Origin of the sequence: Ruminococcus sp. AF37-20 (assembly GCF_003460465.1) — a bacterium.
GTDB lineage: Bacteria > Bacillota > Clostridia > Oscillospirales > Ruminococcaceae > Hominimerdicola > Hominimerdicola aceti.
In genome coordinates this window covers 57,044-78,519 of the sequence record NZ_QTVE01000007.1, presented here as the reverse complement: position 1 = coordinate 78,519, position 21,476 = coordinate 57,044, and the positions used below count along the sequence as shown (strand labels likewise).

Below are 21,476 nucleotides of genomic sequence, written 5' to 3'. Positions count from 1 at the left end.
ATTTATTTTCATGGCTTATATACTATTATACATATTTTCTTAAAAAAGTCAATATGATTTTTCAGGCAACAACGCAAAGTTCTTTTTTGGGACTTGTCCGCATATGATATAAGCAAAGGCAAAAGCCAAAAAACCGGAAAGGAAGATACATTGTGCTGGATATACTTGAAAAGAAGCTTACGGAAAACCAGACCACAAGAAAGGGGCTAACAACTGCGGAAGCTGAAAAGCGGCTCAGTACGGACGGAGAGAACCGCCTTGCCAAAAAGAAAAAGACCTCTGCGGCGAAAATTTTTGCAGGACAGTTTCATGACGTTATGGTGATGATACTTCTTGTGTCGGTGGTGATATCCGTAGCACTTGGGCAATATGCTGACGCTGTGCCTATCGTGCTTATAGTTATAATTAACGCTGCGCTGGGATTTATTCAGGAATACCGCTGTGAAAAAACTCTGGAAAAGCTTGAAAACATGACCGCTCCCACCGCCATGGTATATCGTGACGGCAGGCTTGTGAAAATTCCTGCATCGGAAGTCGTGGCAGGAGATGTTTTTACCCTCGAAGCAGGTGACAGAGTGCCTTGCGACGGCTACATAAACTCATCAAGGGCGTTATCATGCGACGAATCCGCACTCACCGGTGAAGCTGTGCCTGCGGTAAAGAAATGCCGTACATCTGAGATAGATTTTACCGCTTTGAACAAGGATTACATGGTCTACATGGGAACGGTGGTAACAAAGGGCGTTGGCGAGGTCACGGCGGTGGCAACAGGTGAGCGAAGCCAAATGGGCAGGGTCTCAACCATGCTTGATGAGATAAAAGAGCCTGAAACTCCCCTGCAAAAGAAGCTCGGGGAGCTTGGCAGAACTCTTGCTGTCATCTGCCTTGCAGTGTGTGTGGTAGTCTTTCTTGCAGGCGTACTAAGGGGCGAGCCTGTTCTCAATATGGCAATGACAGGAATAACCATAGCCATTGCCGCAATACCTGAGGGCTTGCCTGCCACTGTGACAATAGCGCTTGCTCTTGCGGTCAGAAAAATGCTAAAGCGTCAAGCACTTGTTCACAGGCTTCATTCAGTGGAAACACTCGGCTGTGCCACTGTTATCTGCACTGACAAGACAGGCACTGTGACAATGAATAAAATGACAGTTACTGATATTTTCACCTGCACCGAGAAAAGCCGTGCTTACGGCGTAACAAAAGAGGGTGCAAGCTTTGATGACAAAGCCCTCAAAGCATGGGAAAGCCCTGACCTTAGCAGGATACTTTTGTGCGGTGCTGCCTGCAACAACGCAAGGCTCTGCCCGCCTGAAAAGATAAAAAAGCGTGACAGAGGAGGCAGGCAAGGCGAGCTTTGCGCAGAGGGCGACCCTACAGAAACAGCTATACTCATAGCCTGCGCAAACTCAGGTATAAACGTCAGCTCCCTTGGTTACAGACGAACTGACGAGCTTCCATTTGAAAGTGAAACACGCTCCATGACGGTAATATGCGCTGACGAAAAGGGGGTTACAACGGCATTCAGGAAAGGCGCTTTTGACGTTATCATAAAGGAATGCAGCCACGTTTTTTCTGACAGCGGCGAGCTTTTGACATTTGGCGGAGCAATGAGAAAACAGGCTTTTTACAAGTGCGATGAATACGCTTCAAAAGGTCTGCGTGTGATAGCATTTTCACAGCAGGTGGACGGGGAATGGGCTTTTCTTGGACTAATGGCAATGAAAGACCCTCTCAGGGCTGAAGCCGCAAAGGCGGTGGCGGAATGTCAGCGTGCAGGCATAAAGACAGTTATGATAACAGGCGACCACAAGCTCACTGCCCAGGCTATTGCAAAAGAAGCCGGCATTATGAAAGCAGGCTCTATCGCTTTGACAGGCGACGAGCTTGACAGAATGGACGACAAACAGCTTGACGAGGTAATAGAAAACTGCCGTGTGTTCGCAAGGGTGACACCTGAACACAAGCTCAGGATAGTAAAGGCATTCAAAAGTCGTGGGCACGTTTGTGCAATGACAGGCGACGGGGTAAACGACGCACCTGCTATAAAAGAAGCCGACATAGGTGTATCAATGGGAATATCAGGCACAGAGGTCACAAAGCAGGCGGCTGACGTGATACTTCTTGACGATAATTTTGCCACCCTTGTGAACTCCGTTGAGGAGGGCAGGACCATATATCAGAACATAAGAAAATTCGTGCGCTACCTTATTTCCTGCAACATAGGCGAGGTCATAACAATGCTCGGTGGAATTTTAATGGGGCTTCCTATGGTACTGCTTCCAGCGCAGATACTTCTTGTAAACCTTGTTACAGACAGTCTGCCTGCAATTGCGCTGGGGCTTGAGCCTGCGGAAAGCTCGGTAATGAAAAAGCCCCCCAGAAAAGAGGACGACAGCTTTTTCAGCGGCGGTCTTATGTGGCGTATCGTCATAAGAGGGCTTCTTATCGGTATCTGCACCCTTGCAAGCTTCACTGTTCTGCTCACTAACACCCATTCTCTCGGCACTGCAAGGACAGGTGCGCTTATAACCCTCGTGCTTAGTCAGCTTATTCATGTGTTTGAATGTAAATCGGAAGAGAAGACCCTTTTCACTGTGCCTTATCTTTCAAACCCATTCCTGCTTTTCTCTGTATTCATATCAGCGTCAGCACTGTTTGCAGGCATATGGCTCCCTGTTCTGCAAAAGGTATTTTTCACAGCCGTTCCGAGCCTTGGAGAGTTTCTTGTGGCGGCATCAGCGGCGGCTATCGTGCCTGTTGGGGCAGGCATAATACCAAAGCTTTTTATTGGCAAAAAATCTCCTGACGTAACAGTGAACATTCCGCAGAATTAAGTCTACGAAGAGTAGATTGACAAATCGCTTTAGGTATTATATGATATTACCATGGAGGCGATACAATGGACAATGAAAAAACAGGCAGACTTATCCGTGAACTGCGCACTGAGAAAGGTCTGACGCAGGCTCAGCTTGCACAGCTTATACACGTCAGCGACAAGGCGGTATCAAAATGGGAAAGGGGTCTGGGCTGCCCTGACGTTTCGCTGCTTGGCACACTTTCAGAGGTGCTGGAAGTCAATATCGACAAGCTTCTTCAAGGGGAGCTTGGGGAAAATTCGGAGGCTGTTACAATGAACAAAATAAAATTCTATGTATGCGAAAAATGCGGCAGCGTTTTCACATCACTTGGGGGCGGAGAGCTTTCATGCTGCGGCAAAAAGCTTACACCCCTTACAATGAAAGACGCAGACGAGGGTCACGCCTTGAAGCTTGAAGAAGTGGAGGACGAATGGTTCGTCACCTGTCCTCACGAGATGACAAAGGGGCACTACATTTCGTTCATAGCGTTTGTATCCTATGACAGGGTGACGCTTGTCAAAACCTATCCTGAGCAGGATCTTGCGGTGAGATTTCCACGAAACGGTGCGGGATATTTCTGCTATTACTGTACAAACGACGGTTTCTACAAATTCAAGCCGTAGCAAAAGACCGACAGGGCAAAGCTTTGTCGGTCTAATTTTTTAATCCATATTTTTTATCCAGCCTTTTAAATATCCTGCCAAAAGGTTTTGATAAAACCAGCAGGAAGAACACGTTGGAAACTGCGTATATAAGGGTGAAAAAGGCTGACGAGCCAACAAGGGCAAGATATCTGCTGAGAATAAAGGCGTTATCAGCCCACAGACAGCTCCACAAGTCCATGATAAGTGAGAATGCCGCTCCTGAGATTATGCCGTAGGTCACGAGGAGTGGCTTGCTTTTTATAAGCTTATCAGCCAACATTCCTGCAAAATATCCTGTCAGACCCCAAACCAGCATTTGAAAAGGCGTCCACGCACCCTGTCCGAAATAGAAGTTTGAGATAAGGGCGGTCATTGCGCCTGTCATAAAGCCCGATTCTCTTCCCATATAAAGGGCGGTGATAATGACTATAGCGGTGCAGGGCTTAAAGCCCGGCAGAAAGCTGAAAACTATCCTGCCGAAAACGGACAATGCGGTCATGGCGGCTATTATCACAAGCTGTGTGCTGTCGGAATGCTTTTTCTCAAAGTGAAGAAAATAGCCTGCCACGGTAAGAATGGCAAGTGCGGCGGTGACGAAAGAATAGAAGCGTTCTCTGAAAAACATTATGCCGCCAAAGCACACAAGGGGTATGACAAGAAGATAGATAAGCCCTGACACAAGTTTTTTACTGCTCATTTTGACCTCTTTTCACCATTGCGAGCCGTTCTCTTACGGCTGTTGATGTCACTGCACCGCTGAAAAAGCCCCTTGTGAGCCTTGCGGCGGCGGTGGTGTAAAAGCGATTGTGAGAGAAAAACTCCACAGCATTGTCCTCGGCGACTATCTTCCCGTCAAAAAGAAGTCCGCACCTGTCGCAGTATTGTGCGGCAAATTCAAGGTCATGGGTCACGAGAAGTATCGTCCTGCCCTCGTCTTTTAGGCCCAAAAGAATATCACCAAGAGCCTTTTTGGCGAAACTGTCCATGCCCTTTGTACACTCGTCCAGGACTATTATTTTCGGGTCAGCAAGAAGAATTTTTCCAAAAGCACATTTCTGTATCTCACCGCCGCTGAGATCCCAAGGGTGGCGGTCAAGAAGATGTTCTATGCCCATGCGCTGTGAAACATTTTCCACTGCGACTTTGTCACCGCTTTGCAAAAGATCCTCACGGACGCTTTCTTTTACAAACATTGTCACAGGCTCTTGGGGCAAAAATGCAAGCATTTCACGGAAAAGCGAGCCGTTTTTATAGGCTTTCTGCTTTTTTCCGAAAAGGGATACAGCACCCATATAAGGCTTGCAAAGTCCGCATATCACACGCAGGAGCGTTGATTTTCCGCCTCCGTTCGAGCCTAAAAGCCCATAGCACTCCCCTTTTCTGATACCAAGATCACAGCCTTTGAGGATATCGGGGGAGTTTTTTTCATATCTCTGCCACAGATTTTTGCACTCTAGGGCATAAGACTCAGCACGTTCTGTATCAGTGACTGCCTGCTTGGGAATATCCGTCATGCCAAGCTTTTCAAGCCGGGTTCTGCCTTGTCTTACATTGAGGGGCAGGTCATCGCAAAGCCTTGCGAACGTCTTGGCGGTTTCGGGAAGAAAGCCCTCCAGAGCGTTCTCCACAAAATATTTTGCAGTCAAGGCAGGCGTACCGAAAAACTCGGTTTTGCCCTTGGCAAGATACAGAATTTTGTCGCAGGAGTCAAAAAGCTCCTCGGGGTCATGCTCGGCAATGATGATAGTCACGCCCATTTCTTTGTTAAGGCGGTCTAAAATGCCTAGAAGCTCCCTTGCGGCAACGGGGTCGAGCTGTGCGGTAGGCTCGTCCAGAAGCAGGATATCAGGGTCTGTGACCATGACGGAACACAGTGCAGCAAGCTGTTTCTGACCGCCCGAAAGAGTGGAGATATCCCTGTCATAGAGCGGCTCGATACCGAAAAAAGCCGCCATTTCACCAACACGGCTTTGTATCTCACCACTTTTCACACCAAAGCTTTCAAGCCCGAAAGCAAGCTCAGCCGATACTTTGTCGCACACCGTCTGGCTGTCAGGGCTTTGCATTACAAAGCCTATCTTTTCAGCACTTTCTCTATCAGAAAGTTCTATTCTGTCCTTGCCCATAAGGGTGATGTTTCCGAAAAGCTCGCCCCTTGGGGAAAGCTCTCTTTTCAGAAGCCTGAGCAAAGTAGATTTTCCGCTTCCCGAAGCACCGCAGAGCATTATTTTTTCGCCTTTTTTCACTGAAAAAGTGCAGTCAGAAATGGCATAGTCCGTGCTTTCTTTATATTTGAAAGCTACATTTTCGCAAGACAATATTTCCATTTTATGCTCTCCTTTACTTCAAGAATAAACGGGAAAACGCATAGTAATGCGAACATTCCCACAGGAAAAACGCTGTTTTCAAGCTTTATCACAGGGTAAAAAGCGGCGGACAGCTCGCCCTTTGCGGAAAATATCAGCATCAATGCAAAGATAACCGCAAAAAACGCCACAAAAATGCCGTCCCATGCTCTGAACTTGAACGAGTGTGCAAAGCTTCGTTTCCGGATACCATAGCCACGGGCTTTCATTGAAGCGGCTGTGTCCGCTCCCCTTTCAAGCGTACCTGCACAAAGGGCTGTGAACACTGTGCAGTCTTTTTTCAGGCGGTCAAAACGGCTGTCGGAGGTGTTCGCTCCTGAGCAGTTCAAAGCGTCCAAAAGCTGTCTGTGAAGCCTTTTGAGCTTCGGGATAAAGCCCATTGTCATTGTTATCACAAGGGCAGCTTTTGGCGTTTTTCGACCGAAAATGTATAGGAGCTTTTCCCTTGTAAGCACCTTTCCAAGAGCTTTGCACCACATTATCACGGCGGTGAGGGATAAACCGGCGGTCAAGCCATAAAAAAGGGCTTCCTTTGTGTAAGCCTTGCCGTTTACGAAAAACAGCGGCGTTACGCCCTTATGTGAAAAAAGTGGATTTGTAACAGTCAAAACGGCGGTAAGAAAAATGTAGAAAGCAAAGTCTGATGCGGTCTGTCTACAGCTTTGAGTTATGGCACAGAACAGGAACGCTCCCACTGCCGAGCATATACCAACGGCCGGGGAAAAGCAGAACATTGTCACCGCAAGCACAGCCGCAAAATACACAAGGGCGGTCAAAGGGTGAAAAGCTGACAACCTCATTTCACCGCCTCCTTTGTGTAGTCGCAAACGTAGTAAAACTCCACGCTGTCACCGTCATGGAGGACATACTGTGAACAGCCCTTATCGGGGCTTTCGCCATTTACCGTATAGGTCCACCCTGAGGACGGACCGCAGGAAAACTCGTAGATATTGTTTATGCCACGGACATACACAGTGTTGTAAATATTATCCTCTGAGCCTTGATAATCAAGGGGTATCTTCCCGCACCTTGTAGCTTTTTCCAACAGATCAAATGCGGTGTCGCCCTCACGGAGAACATATTTTTCCGCAGGCATAACAATGCCGTCTGAGGGCACATAGCGCTCGTCACGGAGATTTTTGTCAAGCATATCGTAATTATCCAAAATATCAGAGCAATCCACTGTCAGAGTGACAGTGTGAGCGGCATTTGCGGTATCATCGCTGTGCAGGCTGTAATACTCGTCAACGGACTGAATATCAACGCCCTTTATGACCGCTGCCGCTGCTAAAATTATGACTATGAGCAGAGCGATATCCTTTTTCACTTTCCTGCTCCCTCCTGACCTTTGAGCTTTTTGGCTTTCTTTGCCTGACCTGCGAAATTTTTAACCACTGCCATTTCCTCTTTGGTTATCTCGAGCCTTGAAAATCTCGCCTTTTCGTATATTTTCTCGCACTCTGCGAAGCTTTCCGCCATATCAGCACCAAAGGTCTTTTTTATGCTCTCGGAAAGCTCCATTGGCGTATGGTCTGAGAAATCCCTGCCGCAAAGCTTTTTTCTGCCTGCAAAGAACAGCTTCTCCACCTTTTTGCTGTCAGGCAGAGCGGCAAACTTTCTTTTTCTTACCAAAGCTATTATTGCCGCAATAAGGCAGAATATAAGTATTACCGCACCTATAACGATATATACCGCATAGCTTTTCTCCACAGGTTTAGTCTTGTTCTCCTCAAAGATCTCTTCCCTTGGTTTGTCCTCGTCCTCGGGAGCAAGGGCTTCGCCACCTTGGTTGGTGGGCTTTGCTTTTACAGAGCTGTCGTCAGTTTTTATCATGCCAACATAATCGGGGCAGACCTCGAAAGGCTGCCAACCTATGCCGTCTTTGTAATACTCCGCCCAATAGTGGAGCTGTTTTGAAGTGACGGTCAGGGCTGAGTTATCTGTAAGACCTTTGGTCATATCTGATGTGATAAAATATCCTCTGCAAAGTCTGGCAGGAACGCCCTTTGCGCGGAAGATCTTCACAGCAGCGGCAGCAAAATCCTCCTCGCCCCCACGGCAAGTTACCTCAAGCACATCTGCAAAAGAGCTTTCGCCCCCATAGGTCTTTGACCTGTCAAGCACTGTGTCTGACACAAAAAAGCTTAGCATATCAGACCGCAGTTTACCCTGAGAACCTTGCAGATCAAAATGGTTTGCGGCAAGCTGTTTGTCCTCGGCTGATATGTCAAGGCAGGTGGAATAAACATAGTCACGATAACCCTTTTCTGCGGCAAGATAATCCGCAGGCTCAGAAATGCGCAGGGTATCAAATGTGCCAAAAGGCTTTGTGAGATAGCCTTCCGACACCGCAAGCCTGTAATAGCTTTTGGTGTTCTCAAAGCTTCCGCCTATTATCTTTGGGTCGGAAAAAGCGTTCTCTGCGGCGGTCATACCATAGGTATAAAGGGGCTTTCCGCCATTTTTGATGTTTACTGTAACGTTGCCGCTGTCGGATATATCAATGGCATTGTCAAGCAAAGCGGTCTGAAAAGCCGGTGAGAAATCAAGCTTATCAAGCCAATAGAACTCATCTGAGTAGGCATATTTCTCCTCACCGCTAAGCTCCCCCCACACGCCGTTAGTTTCTTTCTCAAAACGGCTCTCCATAAGATACAATGGCTGTGGGTGCTCCATTATGATCTCATACTCACTTTTCGTATTAAAGCGATCGGCAAAGGCAAAGTTGGCAAGCTTATCAAAAAGCCCTGTCAGGCAGGCTATAAGCACTGCGCAAAATGCTGTAAGTATAAGCACAAAGGGCTTCAAATCGCCTTTTATGCTGCCGGAAAACGTCAATGCAAGGATACCTAACGCAACTTCTGCAGTGGCATAGTACAGAGGAATATCAATAAAGATACCTGCGCACAAAAAAAGCGCAAGCATTGCCACTGTAAAAACTCTGCTGTCAAGACGGCTGAAAATGCTCTGCACTGTGGAAACTATCACTGCACCCACGCAAAGAGCAAACCAAGGGTCTGAGCTTTTTTCCACAAGCATTTCCACTACTCCTACGCTTTTACCGTGGGCGGTCAAGACGCAGTTCAAAAGCCCTGCAAGGCTTGTTAAAAACTTCTTGTGGAATATCACCGCCGACAATAGTGCGGCAAAAAATGGTATAGGCAAAGTCTTTTTTGATACCCCTGCAAGGGCTGTCAATATGCACACACCTACCAAAACAAAGGCTCGCCAGCCCATACCAAGCGACAATGACAGCAGGAGCATTGTCACTGCACCAAAAAGGCTCTGCATGATATAAACACCCTTTGAAAAGTGCTTTTCCACATAGCAAACACTTGCTGTCAAAATTGTCACCTCTTTTACTATTTTATCTCGATAACACGGCTTATGCCGCTTCTTTCAAACAGCTCTGAAAACTCCGACAGTCGCTCTTTTCCCTGCTCAGGCTGTGAAGAAAGCAGGCTGTCCAGAGCGACAGTGAAGCTGTCTGCGCTGTCGATATGCTCGAAAACTTTTCTCTGCTGAGAAAAGCTGTAAAATGCCATGTAATGCCCTATACCGCCGTCTGAAAGATACATTGAAAGGCTCAGTGCCTTTGCAGCAATGCGGTCATAATCCGTTGCGGGGACATTTCCGCCTGTTTCAACGTAGATACAAAGGCTGTCAGTAACAGGCTCGCCATATTCACGGACGTAGATATCGCCAAGTCTGAAAGACAGCTTCCAATGCACCGATTTATAGCTGTCCCCCTGACGATATTCTCTTATCCCGATAGGCTCGCTGTGGTCGAAGCCCTCGTTTTCATTGCTGAAAAAGTCGCTTTCAAGGGCTTCTTTGAGTTTTGCTTCCTCGCTCTCATCTATCTCTGCGGCATCAGGCATTATGTTCACACTGCCCTTTATTTCGCACTGCGCCTTTTTCCATGTTAGCCCTGTAAAGTCAAAGGCTCTTAGTGTCAAAAACTCTGCTTTTATCTTTCCGCAGGTGTCGCTTTTTACAGTGATATCCACCTGAGCAGGCTCTCTGCTGATGATAAAATGCACCTTTATGTCCTCGCACTGTCCTGTGAGCATATTTCTAAGCCACAGTTTACCGCTGTATTCGCCGCAAGTTCCTGTGAAGATAAATTTAAGGCGCATGTCCTTATTTTTCAAGCCTGTGCCGTCGCCTGCCAGTGTTGCTGACAGCTTTTTCTTCGAGAACATATTTACACATACTGACAATACAAAAAGCACTGCGCACAAACCAAGCACCGATATGCCAATGGGCTTTCTCAGCACAAAAAGCAGTATGCCCAAAGCTGTGCAAAGGCAGAAGCATAGCCTCTTCATCTGCGTTTTTCCTCATTCTCAGGGCATTTTACGCTGCCAAGTATCTCGTCAAGCACACTTTCTGCCGCAAGCCCTGAGAGCCTGCCCTTTGCAGAAAGTGATATCCTGTGGCTGCAAACATGGGCAAAAAAATCTCTTACGTCCTGAGGAACGACATATTCTCTGCCCTTATAGCACGCCCACGCCTTTGCTATCCTGCAAAGCGCCAAAGCACCTCTTGGGGATACGCCCAGAGAAATATTTTCATTATGCCTTGTGGCGTCGCAAAGGTCTGAGATGTAGTCATAAACGCTGTCGTCAACAAAAACAGCCTTTGCCTTTTTCTGCATTTCTATAAGCTTTTCAGCGGTGCAGACGGCTTTCACATCTGCCAGTGGGTCTGAACTGCTTCGGTCTGACATTATGCTTCGCATTGCCGCCTTGTCAGGATAGCCCATTGAAAGCTTTATCATAAATCTGTCAAGCTGTGAAACAGGCAGTGCCGCCGTGCCAACTGTGCCTGTAGGGTTTTGCGTTGCTATCACTGCAAAAGGCTCAGGCAGAGGATAAGTTCTGCCGTCAACTGTGCAGGCCCGCTCCTCCATGACCTCCAAAAGGGCAGATTGCGTCTTGCCTGAGGTTCTGTTTATTTCGTCTGCAAGAAGTATATTCGTCATTGCCGCACCGCTGTGAAAAGTAAAGCCCTGTGCTTGTCTGTCAAAAGCCGTATAGCCTGTGATGTCGGAAGCCACAGTATCAGGGGTGAACTGTATCCTCTTTGTTTCAAGCCCCAAAGCCTTTGAAAACGCCACCGCAAGAGTAGTTTTTCCCACACCCGGAACGTCCTCCATAAGCACATGACCCTGCGCCAAAATTGCGGCGAACACCATATCCACCACTTCATCCTTGCCGATTATGACCTTTTTCACTTCATCTGTTATCTCACGCATTTTTTACCCTTCTTTCTTACCACTGTGAAAACTCCCACTGCGCACAGCACCGCTGCCGCAGATATCACATACACTGTCACGTTTTTATCCTCCGCCTCTTTTATTATCTCGTCAGCAGAAGTGACCTTTTTCCGCTCGCTTTCAGGAAGCTTTTTTATCCTCTCTGCGGTCTTTTCCAAAAGCTCCTTTTTGTCTTTTCCAACGCTGTCAACAGGATAAAGCTCACGGCTTATGATACTGTTAAGGTCTGATATCTCACTGTAAAGCTCGTTCGCTTTGGCGTTCATTTCTTCAAGCTCTGATATTATCTTATCCCTGTCGGAAAGGCTCTCGTCAGCCTTTGCATGGGCTAAAAGCACCGCTGTAACAGTGCAGTCCCCCGAAGTAACACCGTTTTTTCTCAGGGCTTCAAGCTTGTTCCTGTCGCTTTTTGTAAAGCCTTTTTTGCCCTTATATATTTCCGTTTTCTCAATACTGTATACACAACCGTTTCCATGGTCTGTCTGTGCAAGCTCCACAGTGAAAGCCCTGTCGCTCAAGGTCAGGCTGTATTTTTCTGCCGCATTTTCAAGCTCTGCACCGTATCTCACATATGTGCGTTCGTCACAATCAAGGTCATTGAAAAGCTTCAAGGCTTTTTCTGCGCTCTCCTCGTCTGAGATATCCGAAAGCCTGCCGTTTATGCCGTCAAGCTTTTCACGCTGTAGAACTGAAAGCTCCTCTCTCATATCGTAAATACGTCGCATCGTAAGTTCAAAACGCTTTTGTGCCGCAAGTGCGCAAAGCGCCTGCCCTGTGGCAAGCTCATCAGAATCGCCGCCATTTTCATGTGAAAATCCACCGTCGCTGTTCTGATAGGAAAGCAGGGCGGTCAAAAGGTCGGAACTTTTCACAAAACGGCTGTCAGTTTCGGGGTCTATACCAAGCGAGCAAAGTGCTATTACTACCTGCGAATCAGCTTCTGCGCTTCCGAACGTTCCTGAGCTGTCCTGCTTGCCGCTTAGATACTCCACCGCTTTGTCAACGCTTTTTCTAACATCGTCACGGGAAAAATCATTGAAATATGGGGCGATCGCCTGCAAAGCCATTGCGGTGATGTCGATATCGCTTTCACCTTTTGACAGCGAAAAGCCACCATCGGTATTCTGCGAAGAAACTATCTCATCAAGTATACGCTCTCTGTCAAATTCTGCATCCTCCGGGGTCTTGTAGCCCATTGTATCAAGGGTCAAAAGTGCAAATATCCAGCCGTTAAGGCCCTGTTTGCCTACGGAATTATTTTCATCTCTGCCGTAAACACTGCCTTTCACAAGGTCTATGCCTCCAAGGTCGGCAGGGTCGCCTCCCATTGCGGAGGCTGTTATAGCGCACCTCTGCCACTCGGTAGCGTTGTCGGTATCTGAAAGAGCTTTCACACGCTGAGGAAGCGCAGTGAGATAAGCCTCATAGTCCTCCTCAAAACCAAAGCGTGAAATGCCTATGGCAAGCCAATCGGAGCTTCCTATGCCTGCGTTTTGCAGAAAATCCCCCGAAAAAATGCTCTCGTCCTGAGAAATGCCCATTTTGTCACGCTGCCACTGACAGACCTTTTCTGCGCTTTCAGTTATCCTGTCCCTTTTATCTGCATTATCTGCATTCACCGCAGGAACATTTGTCAGAAGCATTACTGCCCCTGCAAACACCGCCACTAATCTGCCAAGAAAACCTCTCGTTTTCAACAATATCCTCCTACCATGTTTTGTCATAGCTATCCTGTGAACCTGTTATATCTCTTCCGTAGGCAACTGTGAACGCAAGCCTTACAGTGTCGCCGTCGGTGAAGTTCACCTTGCCCATGCCGTATGCAGGCATATTGCCGTTTACAGTGTACACCCAGCCTGAGCCGTAGGTGTAGTCAAATTCTCCAAGGCTGTCGGCATACTGTGTGTTGCTGTCTGCAATGCCATCATTTTTTATAAGCTCCGCAAGCTCGCTGTTTACTGCTCCACCTGCAAACGCACCGCTTTTGTGTATTCGGCTTAGATATCTTTGGTCGTCCTTGCCTGTAAAGTCACCTGTGAAGCCGTTTTGCTGAAGAAAACGCTCTATAACGTCAACGCCTGTGTCCCCCTCGTATATTGCCACCTCTGAGCCTGCGGCAAGCTGTCCAAGCCCTATGGTATCGGCGTCAAAGCTCATTGTTATAACACCTGTCTGCTCGCCCTTTTGTGCGCTGACAGAATTTATGGTATAGGCATGATCCGCATATCTGCCCTCGGGGTCATACACCCTTATTTCAAGAAGATTTGCCCCGCCCGAAAGCCTGAGATAATAGGCTGAGTTCCTGTCCTGTGCGATACACTCAACAGAAAGCCCATTTAGCCAGACCTCGGTCTTGTCGGCATATATCCTTCCGCCCTGATAGTCCTGTGCGTTAAATCTGAGGGTGAAGCCCGAGCCTTTCACTGTCTGTCCGTTGGTGACGTTTATATACGTTATCTCAGGTCTTGTGGTATCGTCTGCAAGGGGGACATAGGTGACAGTGAAAGATCTGTCTATCTTTTTGTCACCGTCTTTTGCATAAAGCCTTATACGGTTATCACCGCTTTGGAGGGTGCAGGTATAATTATCTCTGCCCGAAAGCTTTTTGCCGTTTAGAATAACGCTTAGCTTTGCACTGCCGCTCTGACCTTTCATTCTCGCATAGAAGCTAAAATCGGCATCATTTACAGTACGGTCATAAAGGTCGGTATCGATGGAAAACTCCGCAGGAGTGTATTTTATCTTAAAGCTTTTTTCAGCCTTTGAGCCGCCCTTTTCCGCAGAGAGAGTTATAGTATTCTCGCCATCAGAAAGCTGTGCGGTAAAAGTTTCACCGCCTGAAAGCTTTTCACCGTTGACTTTTACTGTCAAAGGTATTTTATCACTGCCGTAAAAAGCTGTGGCTGAAAATGTTATGCTTTCTGTGTCAGTATCCTTATCCGCAAGGTCGGTGTCAAAGGTTATCTCCTTTTTGTCAAAATAAACTGTATAGTCCTTATAAGCCCTTTTCACCTGACCGCTTTTGTCGGTATAAGTGCAGGCAACACGGATAGTGTTTTTTCCTGCGTGAAGGGTAACGCTGCCCGAAAACTGATTTACAACGCTGTCGTTCACAGTGACCTGAACTTTTTGCACTGTGAGAGCCTTGTTTTTATGTGTTATTGTGAACTTATACAGGGCTTTTTTTACACGCTCGCCCTCTTTTATAGAGGTGGTGAAATATTCTGTGTCGGTGTTCTTTGTGACAGTTTCGGTCTTGCTGTCAGGCTTTTTCTTTACCTCGTCAGACTTATTTTCACCTTGGGTATTTATGGTAACATTCGTGTTCCCGCCATTTACTGTCGGGGAATTTCCGTCGCTTTTGTCAGCCTGCGGAGCGCTTTCTGTTGTATCTGTATTGCTGTCGCTACTATCAGTGTTATCACTGTCATCTGCCTGTGAGCTGTCCATATCTGAGCTTTCGTCCTTTGGCTGAGAGCTTGTTTCATAGCCCTCTCCGCCCTGTCCGTCCTCCTCCGCAAGGCTTTCAGACAGTGCTGAAAACGGATTTTCAGGGGTCTTATAACTGCTCATATTATAAAAACGCATACACAAAAAAGCCGCTGCGATAAAAAACGCCGCTGCTGACAGCATTATTATTTGCCTGTTTTTTTGTGTATGCTTTTTCATAATATTCTCACTTTTCATATCACAGAAAATGCCCGCCCCCTGAAAATAGAGGGCGAGTATCCTGCAAAATAACTTATATCTTAATTGTCTTAATTATTTACTTTCTCTTTCTTGAAACTGTAAGAGCTCCGCTGATAAGAAGCGCAAGACCTGCTACGCAAACGCCTGCTGTCGCACCTGTGTTAGGGTTAGCCGCACCTGCGTTATTTGCTGTCTTTGATGAGCTGTCAGCCGCCTTTGATGTGTCAGCACTGCTTACTGACTCTGCGGCTGATGAAGTGGCAGAAGATGTATCCTCAGAGTTTGCAGAAGATACTGTGCTTTCGGAAGATACGTCAGATGAGCTTACAGAGCTTTCTGCTTCTGATGAAGAGCTTGGTGTCTTGAGTTCTTCAAGCTTTTCCTCTGCGGCCGTAAGAGCGTCAACATTGCCTACATATTCCTTAAGGTCGCCAAGAGCGTCATAAGCGACTCTTGCTGCCTTGATGTCATTCTCGCTGTCAAGTGTTATCTCGCCAAGATCACTGATAAGCTTCTCAACAGCCTTTACGCTGTCATAATCCTCTGCTGCAAGAACTGTTACGTCAATAGTTGCTTCAACAGGTGAAACGGCAACGCCTGTTGTGTTTGCAGCACCCTCTTTTGTCTTATCTCTGTACATACCATACTTGTATGTAACAGTAACGAAATCATCGTCTGCTGTAAGAGCTGTATCGTCGATAGTCACATAATCTGTAACGTCTTTCTTCGCGCCATTTTTGAGAACTGCGTAAACCTTCAAGTCGGAAGCGTCATAAGCTTCGCCCTCTTTGCATACTGTCTTAGCATTCTCGGTCACAAGCTTTTCCACCTCTGAGCCGACAGCCATTATGTAGCCTGAATCGTTCTTGAAGTAGATAGTGCCGTTTTCGTCTGCAACAAGGTCAGCTATAGCGTACTGTGCCTGAGCGCCCGTTGGCGTGAAAAGTGACGGTGCTGTTTTCTTTCCGTTTACTATCTGAGCGTCAAGAACTTCTGTTACGCCCTTTTTATCCTTTACATAGCGGATAGCGCCTGCTGATGCGTTCTCTGAGAAGTAAACATAGTTATAGCCGTTCTCATTCACAACGCCAAGACCTGATGTCTGTGGATAGCCCTTTGTTTCTGCCTTGTATGCTATCTCAAAACTGTCAAGGTCGATAACTGCGATAGCACTGCCCTTATAGTTGCCCCAGCCTGAGCCGTTTACGCCAACATAAGCTCTTCCGTTAAGAACTGTAGGAGTTGATGTGCTTGCGCCACCAAGTGGGATGCTGTCAAGCTTTGTGAAATTGCCCTCATCGTCTATTGTTGCCTTATAGAAATAGCCGCCGTTAGATGTGAAATAATAAGCGTCTGTATCCTTATCGTAAGAAATAGTGCTTCTTACTCCTCCGCCTACTGTATACTCAGTATCTATAACGCTTCCTGAGTTTTTGTCAAGAGTAACTATTCTTGCAGGATCAGTAGTGTTTGCCTTTGCATTTTCCATGCCGAGGACAACAAAATCATCAGTTGCATATGCGCCTGCCCAATAGAAACCGCTTTTGTTTGTGAATGTCCACTTTGGTGACTTCTCTTCATCTGTTGTGTCAGGATCTTCGTCCTTAACATCTATGCAAACATACTGATCGTCTTTTCCTGAACCATAGTTGCAGAAGCCTGTGTAGATACAGCCGTCATTATAGTAGATAGGGCTTACAGACTGACCACCCACGCTGTCCTTGTATACCCACAGCGACTTGAGGGTGTCAGCGTCAAATGCCTGAATTCCGCCGTTAAAGGCTGAGAATATCATGCCGTCTGCATAAGTAACAGGCTGGATAGCGTAGCTGTTTGTGCCTGCTCGCTGTCCAACTACTGAATCCACAACGCCCGTTTCCTTGTTCATTCTCATGAGCTTGTCGCCGGATGTATAAACGATATAATCTCCAACGATAGCCACAGGCGACGGACCATCGTTCCAGCTTTTTCCTACCTTAGTTGCCCAGTTAAGCACTGCGTTATCCGCACTGTCAGGGAGGACCGATGTTGTTACATTGTTGTTTGTTCCGTCTGAAACAAATGCGCTTACACACACGCTCAGACTAAGAGCAGTCGCAAGAGCAAAGCTGGCTGTTCTCAAAATTTTCTTCTTCATTCTTTTCTGTCCTTTCGTTGATACACACTGTTCCGCCGTCAATGCACTTTTTATGAACACCCCGACCACAGCAAAAAATGCCTTTCCGCCGAAACGAAAAAGCATTCTATCCGCTTTACTGCCTGCACAGCGATAAAGCAGACCGTCATCTTCATCGCCCAAGACAGAAATAGTCAACGAAAACACAGCAGATACCTGACTTATGACAGCGCACAAAAAGCCTGTCAAACACAGTAATGGCGGTTGTGCAGGATTTGGACCTGCTTCCCTGACGGCAAGGCTTTTGCCCTGACACGCTCTACTCAGCTAACAACTTTTCAAACTGTGCTTTCTTAATATTCACATCATGATAATTATACCATATTGCTATGGATTATTCAATAACCTTTTTACACCACTAATAAGTCCGATACAACGCCGTTTTTGTGGCATTTTCATAAACTCATAGACTGAAACTTTGTTGGATATAGTTTTAGGCTATACCCTCAGTTTCTCCTCCAGCTCCGTGTCAGGCTTGACAGTGATAGTGTAGTTGTTTGTAAAAATAACCATGCCCGGCTTTGAGCCGTTTGGCTTTTTCACGTTTCTTATGAAAGTGTAGTCAACGTCCACCCTGGAGGAATTTCTTCCCTTTGAGTTGCAGGCGGCGATTATTGCCGCTTCCTCTATTGTCCTGTCAGGTGGCATTTCCCCGTCGCAGGTGACGATAACGTGGCTTCCTGTGATATCCTTGACGTGGAGCCAAAGGTCAGTTTTCTCTGCTTCCTTGCAGGTGAGGAGGTCGTTCTGCTTATTGTTCCTGCCTACCCTTATTTCATATCCGTCAGAAGAACGGTATCTTATAGGCGGCAGAGCCTTTGGAGGCTTGCCCTTGAACTTTGAACGCTTTACATAGCCCTCCTGAAAGAGCTCCTCACGAAGCTCGGCTATATCTCCCTCCGTCTGCGCCCTCGTTAGAGAATCGAAAACAGAATCCAGATACTTGACTTCCTGCTCGCCCTCTGCAATAAGCACAGTGAGCTTTTTCTCTGCGGTGTCGAGCTTTCTGTACTCCTTATAATACTTCTGAGCGTTCTGTGTTGGCGTAAGCCTTTTGTCAAGTGGTATCTTCACTGTAGGGCAATTCTCGTCATAAAAGTCCTGCACCTCGGCATACGCCATGCCCTTTTGGAGCGCATAGAGATTTGAAGTGATAAGGTCACCGTAAATGCGGTATTTTTCCCTGTCCTTGCACTCTTTAAGCTCCTCACGCTGATTTTGCACACGCCTTTGAGTTCTCTCGGAGGTGTTTATAAGAAGCTTGAAAAGGTCGTTGGCTTTCTGCTTTATTCTTGAAAGGGAGTCCCTCTCCGCATAGAAATAGTCCAGCAGAACACTTGGCGACTCAAAGCTTTTTGTCACCATGAGCGCACCATACTGTGCAATATCGCAGAAACAGAAATCTTTGAGATTACCCTCTTTTGTTTTCAGCACCGTGTAGACGTTAGTGCCGTCATTTATGCTGTCACGGACTTTCGAGAAATAAAACCACAGCCTGTCCGCAGTGTCTCCGCTTAGCTGTTCGGCTGTTATCTCAGCACCCCTTGCCGCAAAGAACACAGCTTCCCTTGCGAACACTGGCGAAATGCCCTCCAGCGTTTTCATTATTGCCTTTGAAAGCTCCACCGCAGGATTTTCGGCTATCTTTGCAAGAAATTCTTCTTTTGTACATTCCATAAGATTCAGCCTTTGCTCTCTTGGGGGCAAAGTATACTGCGCACCGGGAAGAACCATTCTCACTGATGACATTTCCTGTCCCACACGCTTTATGCTGTCTATTATCCTGCCGTCCTCACGATATAGGATAAGATTTGAACGCCTGCCCATTATCTCCGCCGCAAGTGTGAGCTTCACCCTGTCGCCCATTTCGTTGGTGGCTTCAAAGTCAAAGAAAAGTATACGCTCAAAGCCGTCCTGCCTAATGGCAGTGAGTCTGCCTCCTGCAAGATGCTTTCTCATGAGCATACAGAACATAGGCGGTGTTTTCGGATTTTCTATATCCGCCGTTGTAATATGCACCCTTGCCGAGCCTGCGCCTGTGCTGAACATAAGCTTCTGCGCACCCTCTTTAGTGCGGATAGTCATTATAAGCTCCTCTCGTGAGGGCTGGTGTATCTTATCCACCCTGCCGTCGATAAGAGGGTCAAATTCTTTTCTGAGCAAGCTCAGATAAATTCCGTCCAATGCCATTTTACTTACCTGCTTTTTATATTACTTCAACTATATCCCTGTTGCTTACGGCTATCTCTACTCTCAGATCACTGAACTTGTTTCTCAGCTCACCAGCGATAAACTCGCAGAAGATATTTTCCGTATAGAAATGACCTGCGTCTATAACAGAAATGCCCATATTCTCGCCGTCTATAAAAACGTCATGCTTCACGTCCCCTGTCAAAAGCACCTGACAGCCCTTTTCTGCGGCGTCAGCCAAAAACGAGCCGCCTGAACCTGAGCATATTCCCACACGCCTTATCTCACGCTCGCCGCCGCTGAAACGGACTACCCTACAGCCGAGAACGTCCTTCGCTCTCTGTGCAAGCTCACGGACGTTCATGCCGTCACATTTGCAGACATATCCACAGCCAACGCCATGCTCCTCATGCAAAGCGCTCTCGGGTTTTAGACCCAGCATTTTGCAAAGCACGTCATTCATTCCGCCCTCTGCGGAGTCGAAATTTGTGTGCATGGAAAGAGCGTTCTTTCCCCCTGCCGCAAGTATGACCGCAGGATCGTTCGGCACAAGGGTCTTTAGCCCTCTGAAAATAACAGGGTGGTGGGTGAGAACAAGGTCAAAGTCGCGCTGACAAGCCTCTCTTGCCACCTCGGCGGTGCAATCCAGTGCTACAAGCACGCTCCTTACCTCAGCGGACATTTCCCCCACGTTAAGACCGCTGTTGTCATAGCCCTCCTGCAGGCGGTATGGGGCTATATCCTCTATAAAACTATAAATATCATAAACTGTCGTCATTTTTGTCAGCTCCTTTTTTTATATCCGATGTGCTGTCAGGGGTATTTCTGTCCTTGATCTTTGCGTCAAGAAGTTCGTAAAAGCCCGTGATGAATGTTGTCACTGCGATAACCACCAATGCAGGCATCATAGCGACAAAGGGCAGATAGTTGAGTCCGGGAAACCATGTGCCTCTCGACAAAGCCTCTGCCACATCTTTTTCGCAACGAGTATAGACAAAAGCCATAACAATGGTATGTATAACAAGCGGAATAAATGTAAAGCTGAGCCAGTAAAAGGCTTTGCCCACGTTTGGTTTCTTAAATTTAAAATAAAAACCTATATACGCACCCAAAGCAACAACGCCGCTTAATATCACGCTTGCGCCGCCGGGACTTACGGAGCAGAATGCAAGCAACAGAATTACTGACAGTATCGTTACGGAAAGTTGAGTCGCTATACCTATCCCTAAAGCTTTCAGAAATTTCATTTTTGCCCCCATGTTTTTTTGTATCATATTTTTTTCAACGTTTCAAGCTCGCTCTGTGCAAGTTTAACGAGCCTTTCACCCAGCTCCTTTTTGTCCTCGGACTTCATCATTCCGCTGCCTGCAACAAAAATTCTTTTTGCCTGCCTTGCGATATACTCTTTTCCCTCGCCCTCAGGCTCAACAAAGCCGAACTGCAAATATCTGTCGTCGCAATCATAGGACGGCATTTTGCCTGTATACACCGCCTGCATGACAGAATATGCAAACTGCCCCTCTGTGCAGGCAAGCTCTTTTTTCACCTCAAAGCCGTTGTCATAAAGCCACTTTCTAAGCACGTCCCACTTTGTCATAGGCTGTAAAACGAGGTTTACGCTGTTTTTCACCCACGGACATTTTTCAAGCAGCCTTGCAATAAGCTCACCGCCCATGCCTGCCATAACAACGTCTGTTATGCCCTCTTGGGGAACATTGTCAAGCCCGTCTGAAAGCACCGTTCCAATGCGGTCTGAAAGCCCCTCACGGTTGATATGCTCCTCAGCCGACTTTAGCGGCATTGGTGCAACATCACAAGCTAGAGCCTTTTTGCACATATTTTCCTTTATCATAAAACAGGGCAGATAACCATGATCTGTTCCCACATCACATACAAAATCTCCCGTACAAAGCTTTGCACAGGTCACAAGTCTTTTATCCAAAGCTTTCCTCCAAAGAAAAAAATCGCCGCTCGCCCCCTGAAAAGGCGGCTGGGCGGCGAAAATAGTTCCAAACGCTTATTCTGCAAAATGCTTGTTGAGCTTTTCAAGCATTTCCTCAACAGGAACGCCATGAACAGCACAAGCCTCTTCAAGAGTTTCGCCTCTTGACGCAGGGCAGAACAGACAGTGCATACCCATTTCCATAAAGTATGGTGCTGTATTCTCATCAGCGTCCATTATATCGCCTATAATAGTATCCTTTGTAACTGTGAATGCCATTTTATATTCCTCCTATCATGATAGACCACGCATTGCAAACGCTTTGCGTT

General features: G+C 47.0%; 17 protein-coding genes. 2 read left to right on the top strand and 15 right to left on the bottom strand.

The genetic code is table 11. The features are described 5' to 3' along the window. The first annotated feature begins 152 nt into the window (after positions 1-152). Complete coding sequence (locus DW015_RS06375) at positions 153-2,834, top strand: cation-translocating P-type ATPase (protein WP_242993230.1); 2,682 nt, start codon at positions 153-155, stop codon at positions 2,832-2,834. A 65-nt stretch (positions 2,835-2,899) separates the two neighbouring features. Beyond that, positions 2,900-3,481 (top strand): helix-turn-helix domain-containing protein, encoded by a 582-nt coding sequence (locus DW015_RS06370; RefSeq protein WP_117904970.1) that lies wholly within the window; start codon positions 2,900-2,902, stop codon positions 3,479-3,481. A 31-nt stretch (positions 3,482-3,512) separates the two neighbouring features. Here the strand turns inward: DW015_RS06370 and DW015_RS06365 are convergent, their stop codons facing one another. The 15 genes from DW015_RS06365 to DW015_RS06295 form a co-directional block, all read right to left on the bottom strand. Beyond that, positions 3,513-4,199, bottom strand: coding sequence for an ECF transporter S component (locus DW015_RS06365; RefSeq protein ID WP_117858119.1), 687 nt, complete (start codon positions 4,197-4,199; stop codon positions 3,513-3,515). Continuing rightward, positions 4,189-5,829 carry an ABC transporter ATP-binding protein gene (locus tag DW015_RS06360; RefSeq protein ID WP_117904968.1) on the bottom strand — a complete coding sequence of 547 codons (1,641 nt, stop codon included), beginning with the start codon at positions 5,827-5,829 and terminating at the stop codon, positions 4,189-4,191. The genes DW015_RS06365 and DW015_RS06360 overlap by 11 nt, the downstream gene beginning before the upstream one ends. Beyond that, a complete protein-coding gene (locus DW015_RS06355) occupies positions 5,802-6,668 on the bottom strand; it encodes an energy-coupling factor transporter transmembrane component T (protein WP_117904966.1) in 867 nt (288 codons plus the stop codon). The genes DW015_RS06360 and DW015_RS06355 overlap by 28 nt, the downstream gene beginning before the upstream one ends. Next, entirely contained in the window at positions 6,665-7,195 is a 531-nt protein-coding gene (locus tag DW015_RS06350; RefSeq protein WP_117904964.1) for a DUF4430 domain-containing protein, read from the bottom strand. Before DW015_RS06350 ends, DW015_RS06355 begins: the two co-directional genes overlap by 4 nt. Then, positions 7,192-9,213: a transglutaminase family protein gene (locus tag DW015_RS06345; protein WP_117904962.1), complete on the bottom strand. Its 2,022-nt coding sequence runs from the start codon at positions 9,211-9,213 to the stop codon at positions 7,192-7,194. Before DW015_RS06345 ends, DW015_RS06350 begins: the two co-directional genes overlap by 4 nt. Positions 9,214-9,230: 17 nt before the next feature. Then, on the bottom strand, positions 9,231-10,199 hold the full coding sequence (locus DW015_RS06340) for a DUF58 domain-containing protein (RefSeq protein WP_117904960.1): 969 nt from the start codon (positions 10,197-10,199) through the stop codon (positions 9,231-9,233). Further along, positions 10,196-11,128, bottom strand: a complete 933-nt coding sequence (locus DW015_RS06335) for a MoxR family ATPase (protein ID WP_117904958.1) — start codon at positions 11,126-11,128, stop codon at positions 10,196-10,198. Before DW015_RS06335 ends, DW015_RS06340 begins: the two co-directional genes overlap by 4 nt. After that, positions 11,116-12,846: a prenyltransferase/squalene oxidase repeat-containing protein gene (locus DW015_RS06330; protein ID WP_181979862.1), complete on the bottom strand. Its 1,731-nt coding sequence runs from the start codon at positions 12,844-12,846 to the stop codon at positions 11,116-11,118. The genes DW015_RS06335 and DW015_RS06330 overlap by 13 nt, the downstream gene beginning before the upstream one ends. A gap of 10 nt (positions 12,847-12,856) precedes the next feature. Then, the gene (locus tag DW015_RS06325; protein ID WP_207659360.1) at positions 12,857-14,737 is read right to left on the bottom strand and encodes a DUF4430 domain-containing protein; all 1,881 of its coding nucleotides are present in this window, start codon (positions 14,735-14,737) and stop codon (positions 12,857-12,859) included. A gap of 178 nt (positions 14,738-14,915) precedes the next feature. Beyond that, the gene (locus DW015_RS06320; protein ID WP_147338140.1) at positions 14,916-17,153 is read right to left on the bottom strand and encodes an NPXTG-anchored protein; all 2,238 of its coding nucleotides are present in this window, start codon (positions 17,151-17,153) and stop codon (positions 14,916-14,918) included. 300 nt (positions 17,154-17,453) lie between these two features. Continuing rightward, on the bottom strand, positions 17,454-19,205 hold the full coding sequence (locus DW015_RS06315) for an NFACT RNA binding domain-containing protein (RefSeq protein WP_117904950.1): 1,752 nt from the start codon (positions 19,203-19,205) through the stop codon (positions 17,454-17,456). Positions 19,206-19,221: 16 nt separating this feature from the next. Further along, a complete protein-coding gene (locus DW015_RS06310) occupies positions 19,222-19,983 on the bottom strand; it encodes a Nif3-like dinuclear metal center hexameric protein (RefSeq protein ID WP_117904949.1) in 762 nt (253 codons plus the stop codon). Next, positions 19,967-20,452: a hypothetical protein gene (locus tag DW015_RS06305; protein ID WP_117904947.1), complete on the bottom strand. Its 486-nt coding sequence runs from the start codon at positions 20,450-20,452 to the stop codon at positions 19,967-19,969. The genes DW015_RS06310 and DW015_RS06305 overlap by 17 nt, the downstream gene beginning before the upstream one ends. A 23-nt stretch (positions 20,453-20,475) precedes the next feature. Beyond that, positions 20,476-21,147 carry a class I SAM-dependent methyltransferase gene (locus DW015_RS06300; protein ID WP_117904945.1) on the bottom strand — a complete coding sequence of 224 codons (672 nt, stop codon included), beginning with the start codon at positions 21,145-21,147 and terminating at the stop codon, positions 20,476-20,478. Between the two features lie 75 nt (positions 21,148-21,222). Beyond that, positions 21,223-21,426 carry a DUF1858 domain-containing protein gene (locus DW015_RS06295; protein ID WP_022288179.1) on the bottom strand — a complete coding sequence of 68 codons (204 nt, stop codon included), beginning with the start codon at positions 21,424-21,426 and terminating at the stop codon, positions 21,223-21,225. Positions 21,427-21,476 lie beyond the last annotated feature (50 nt).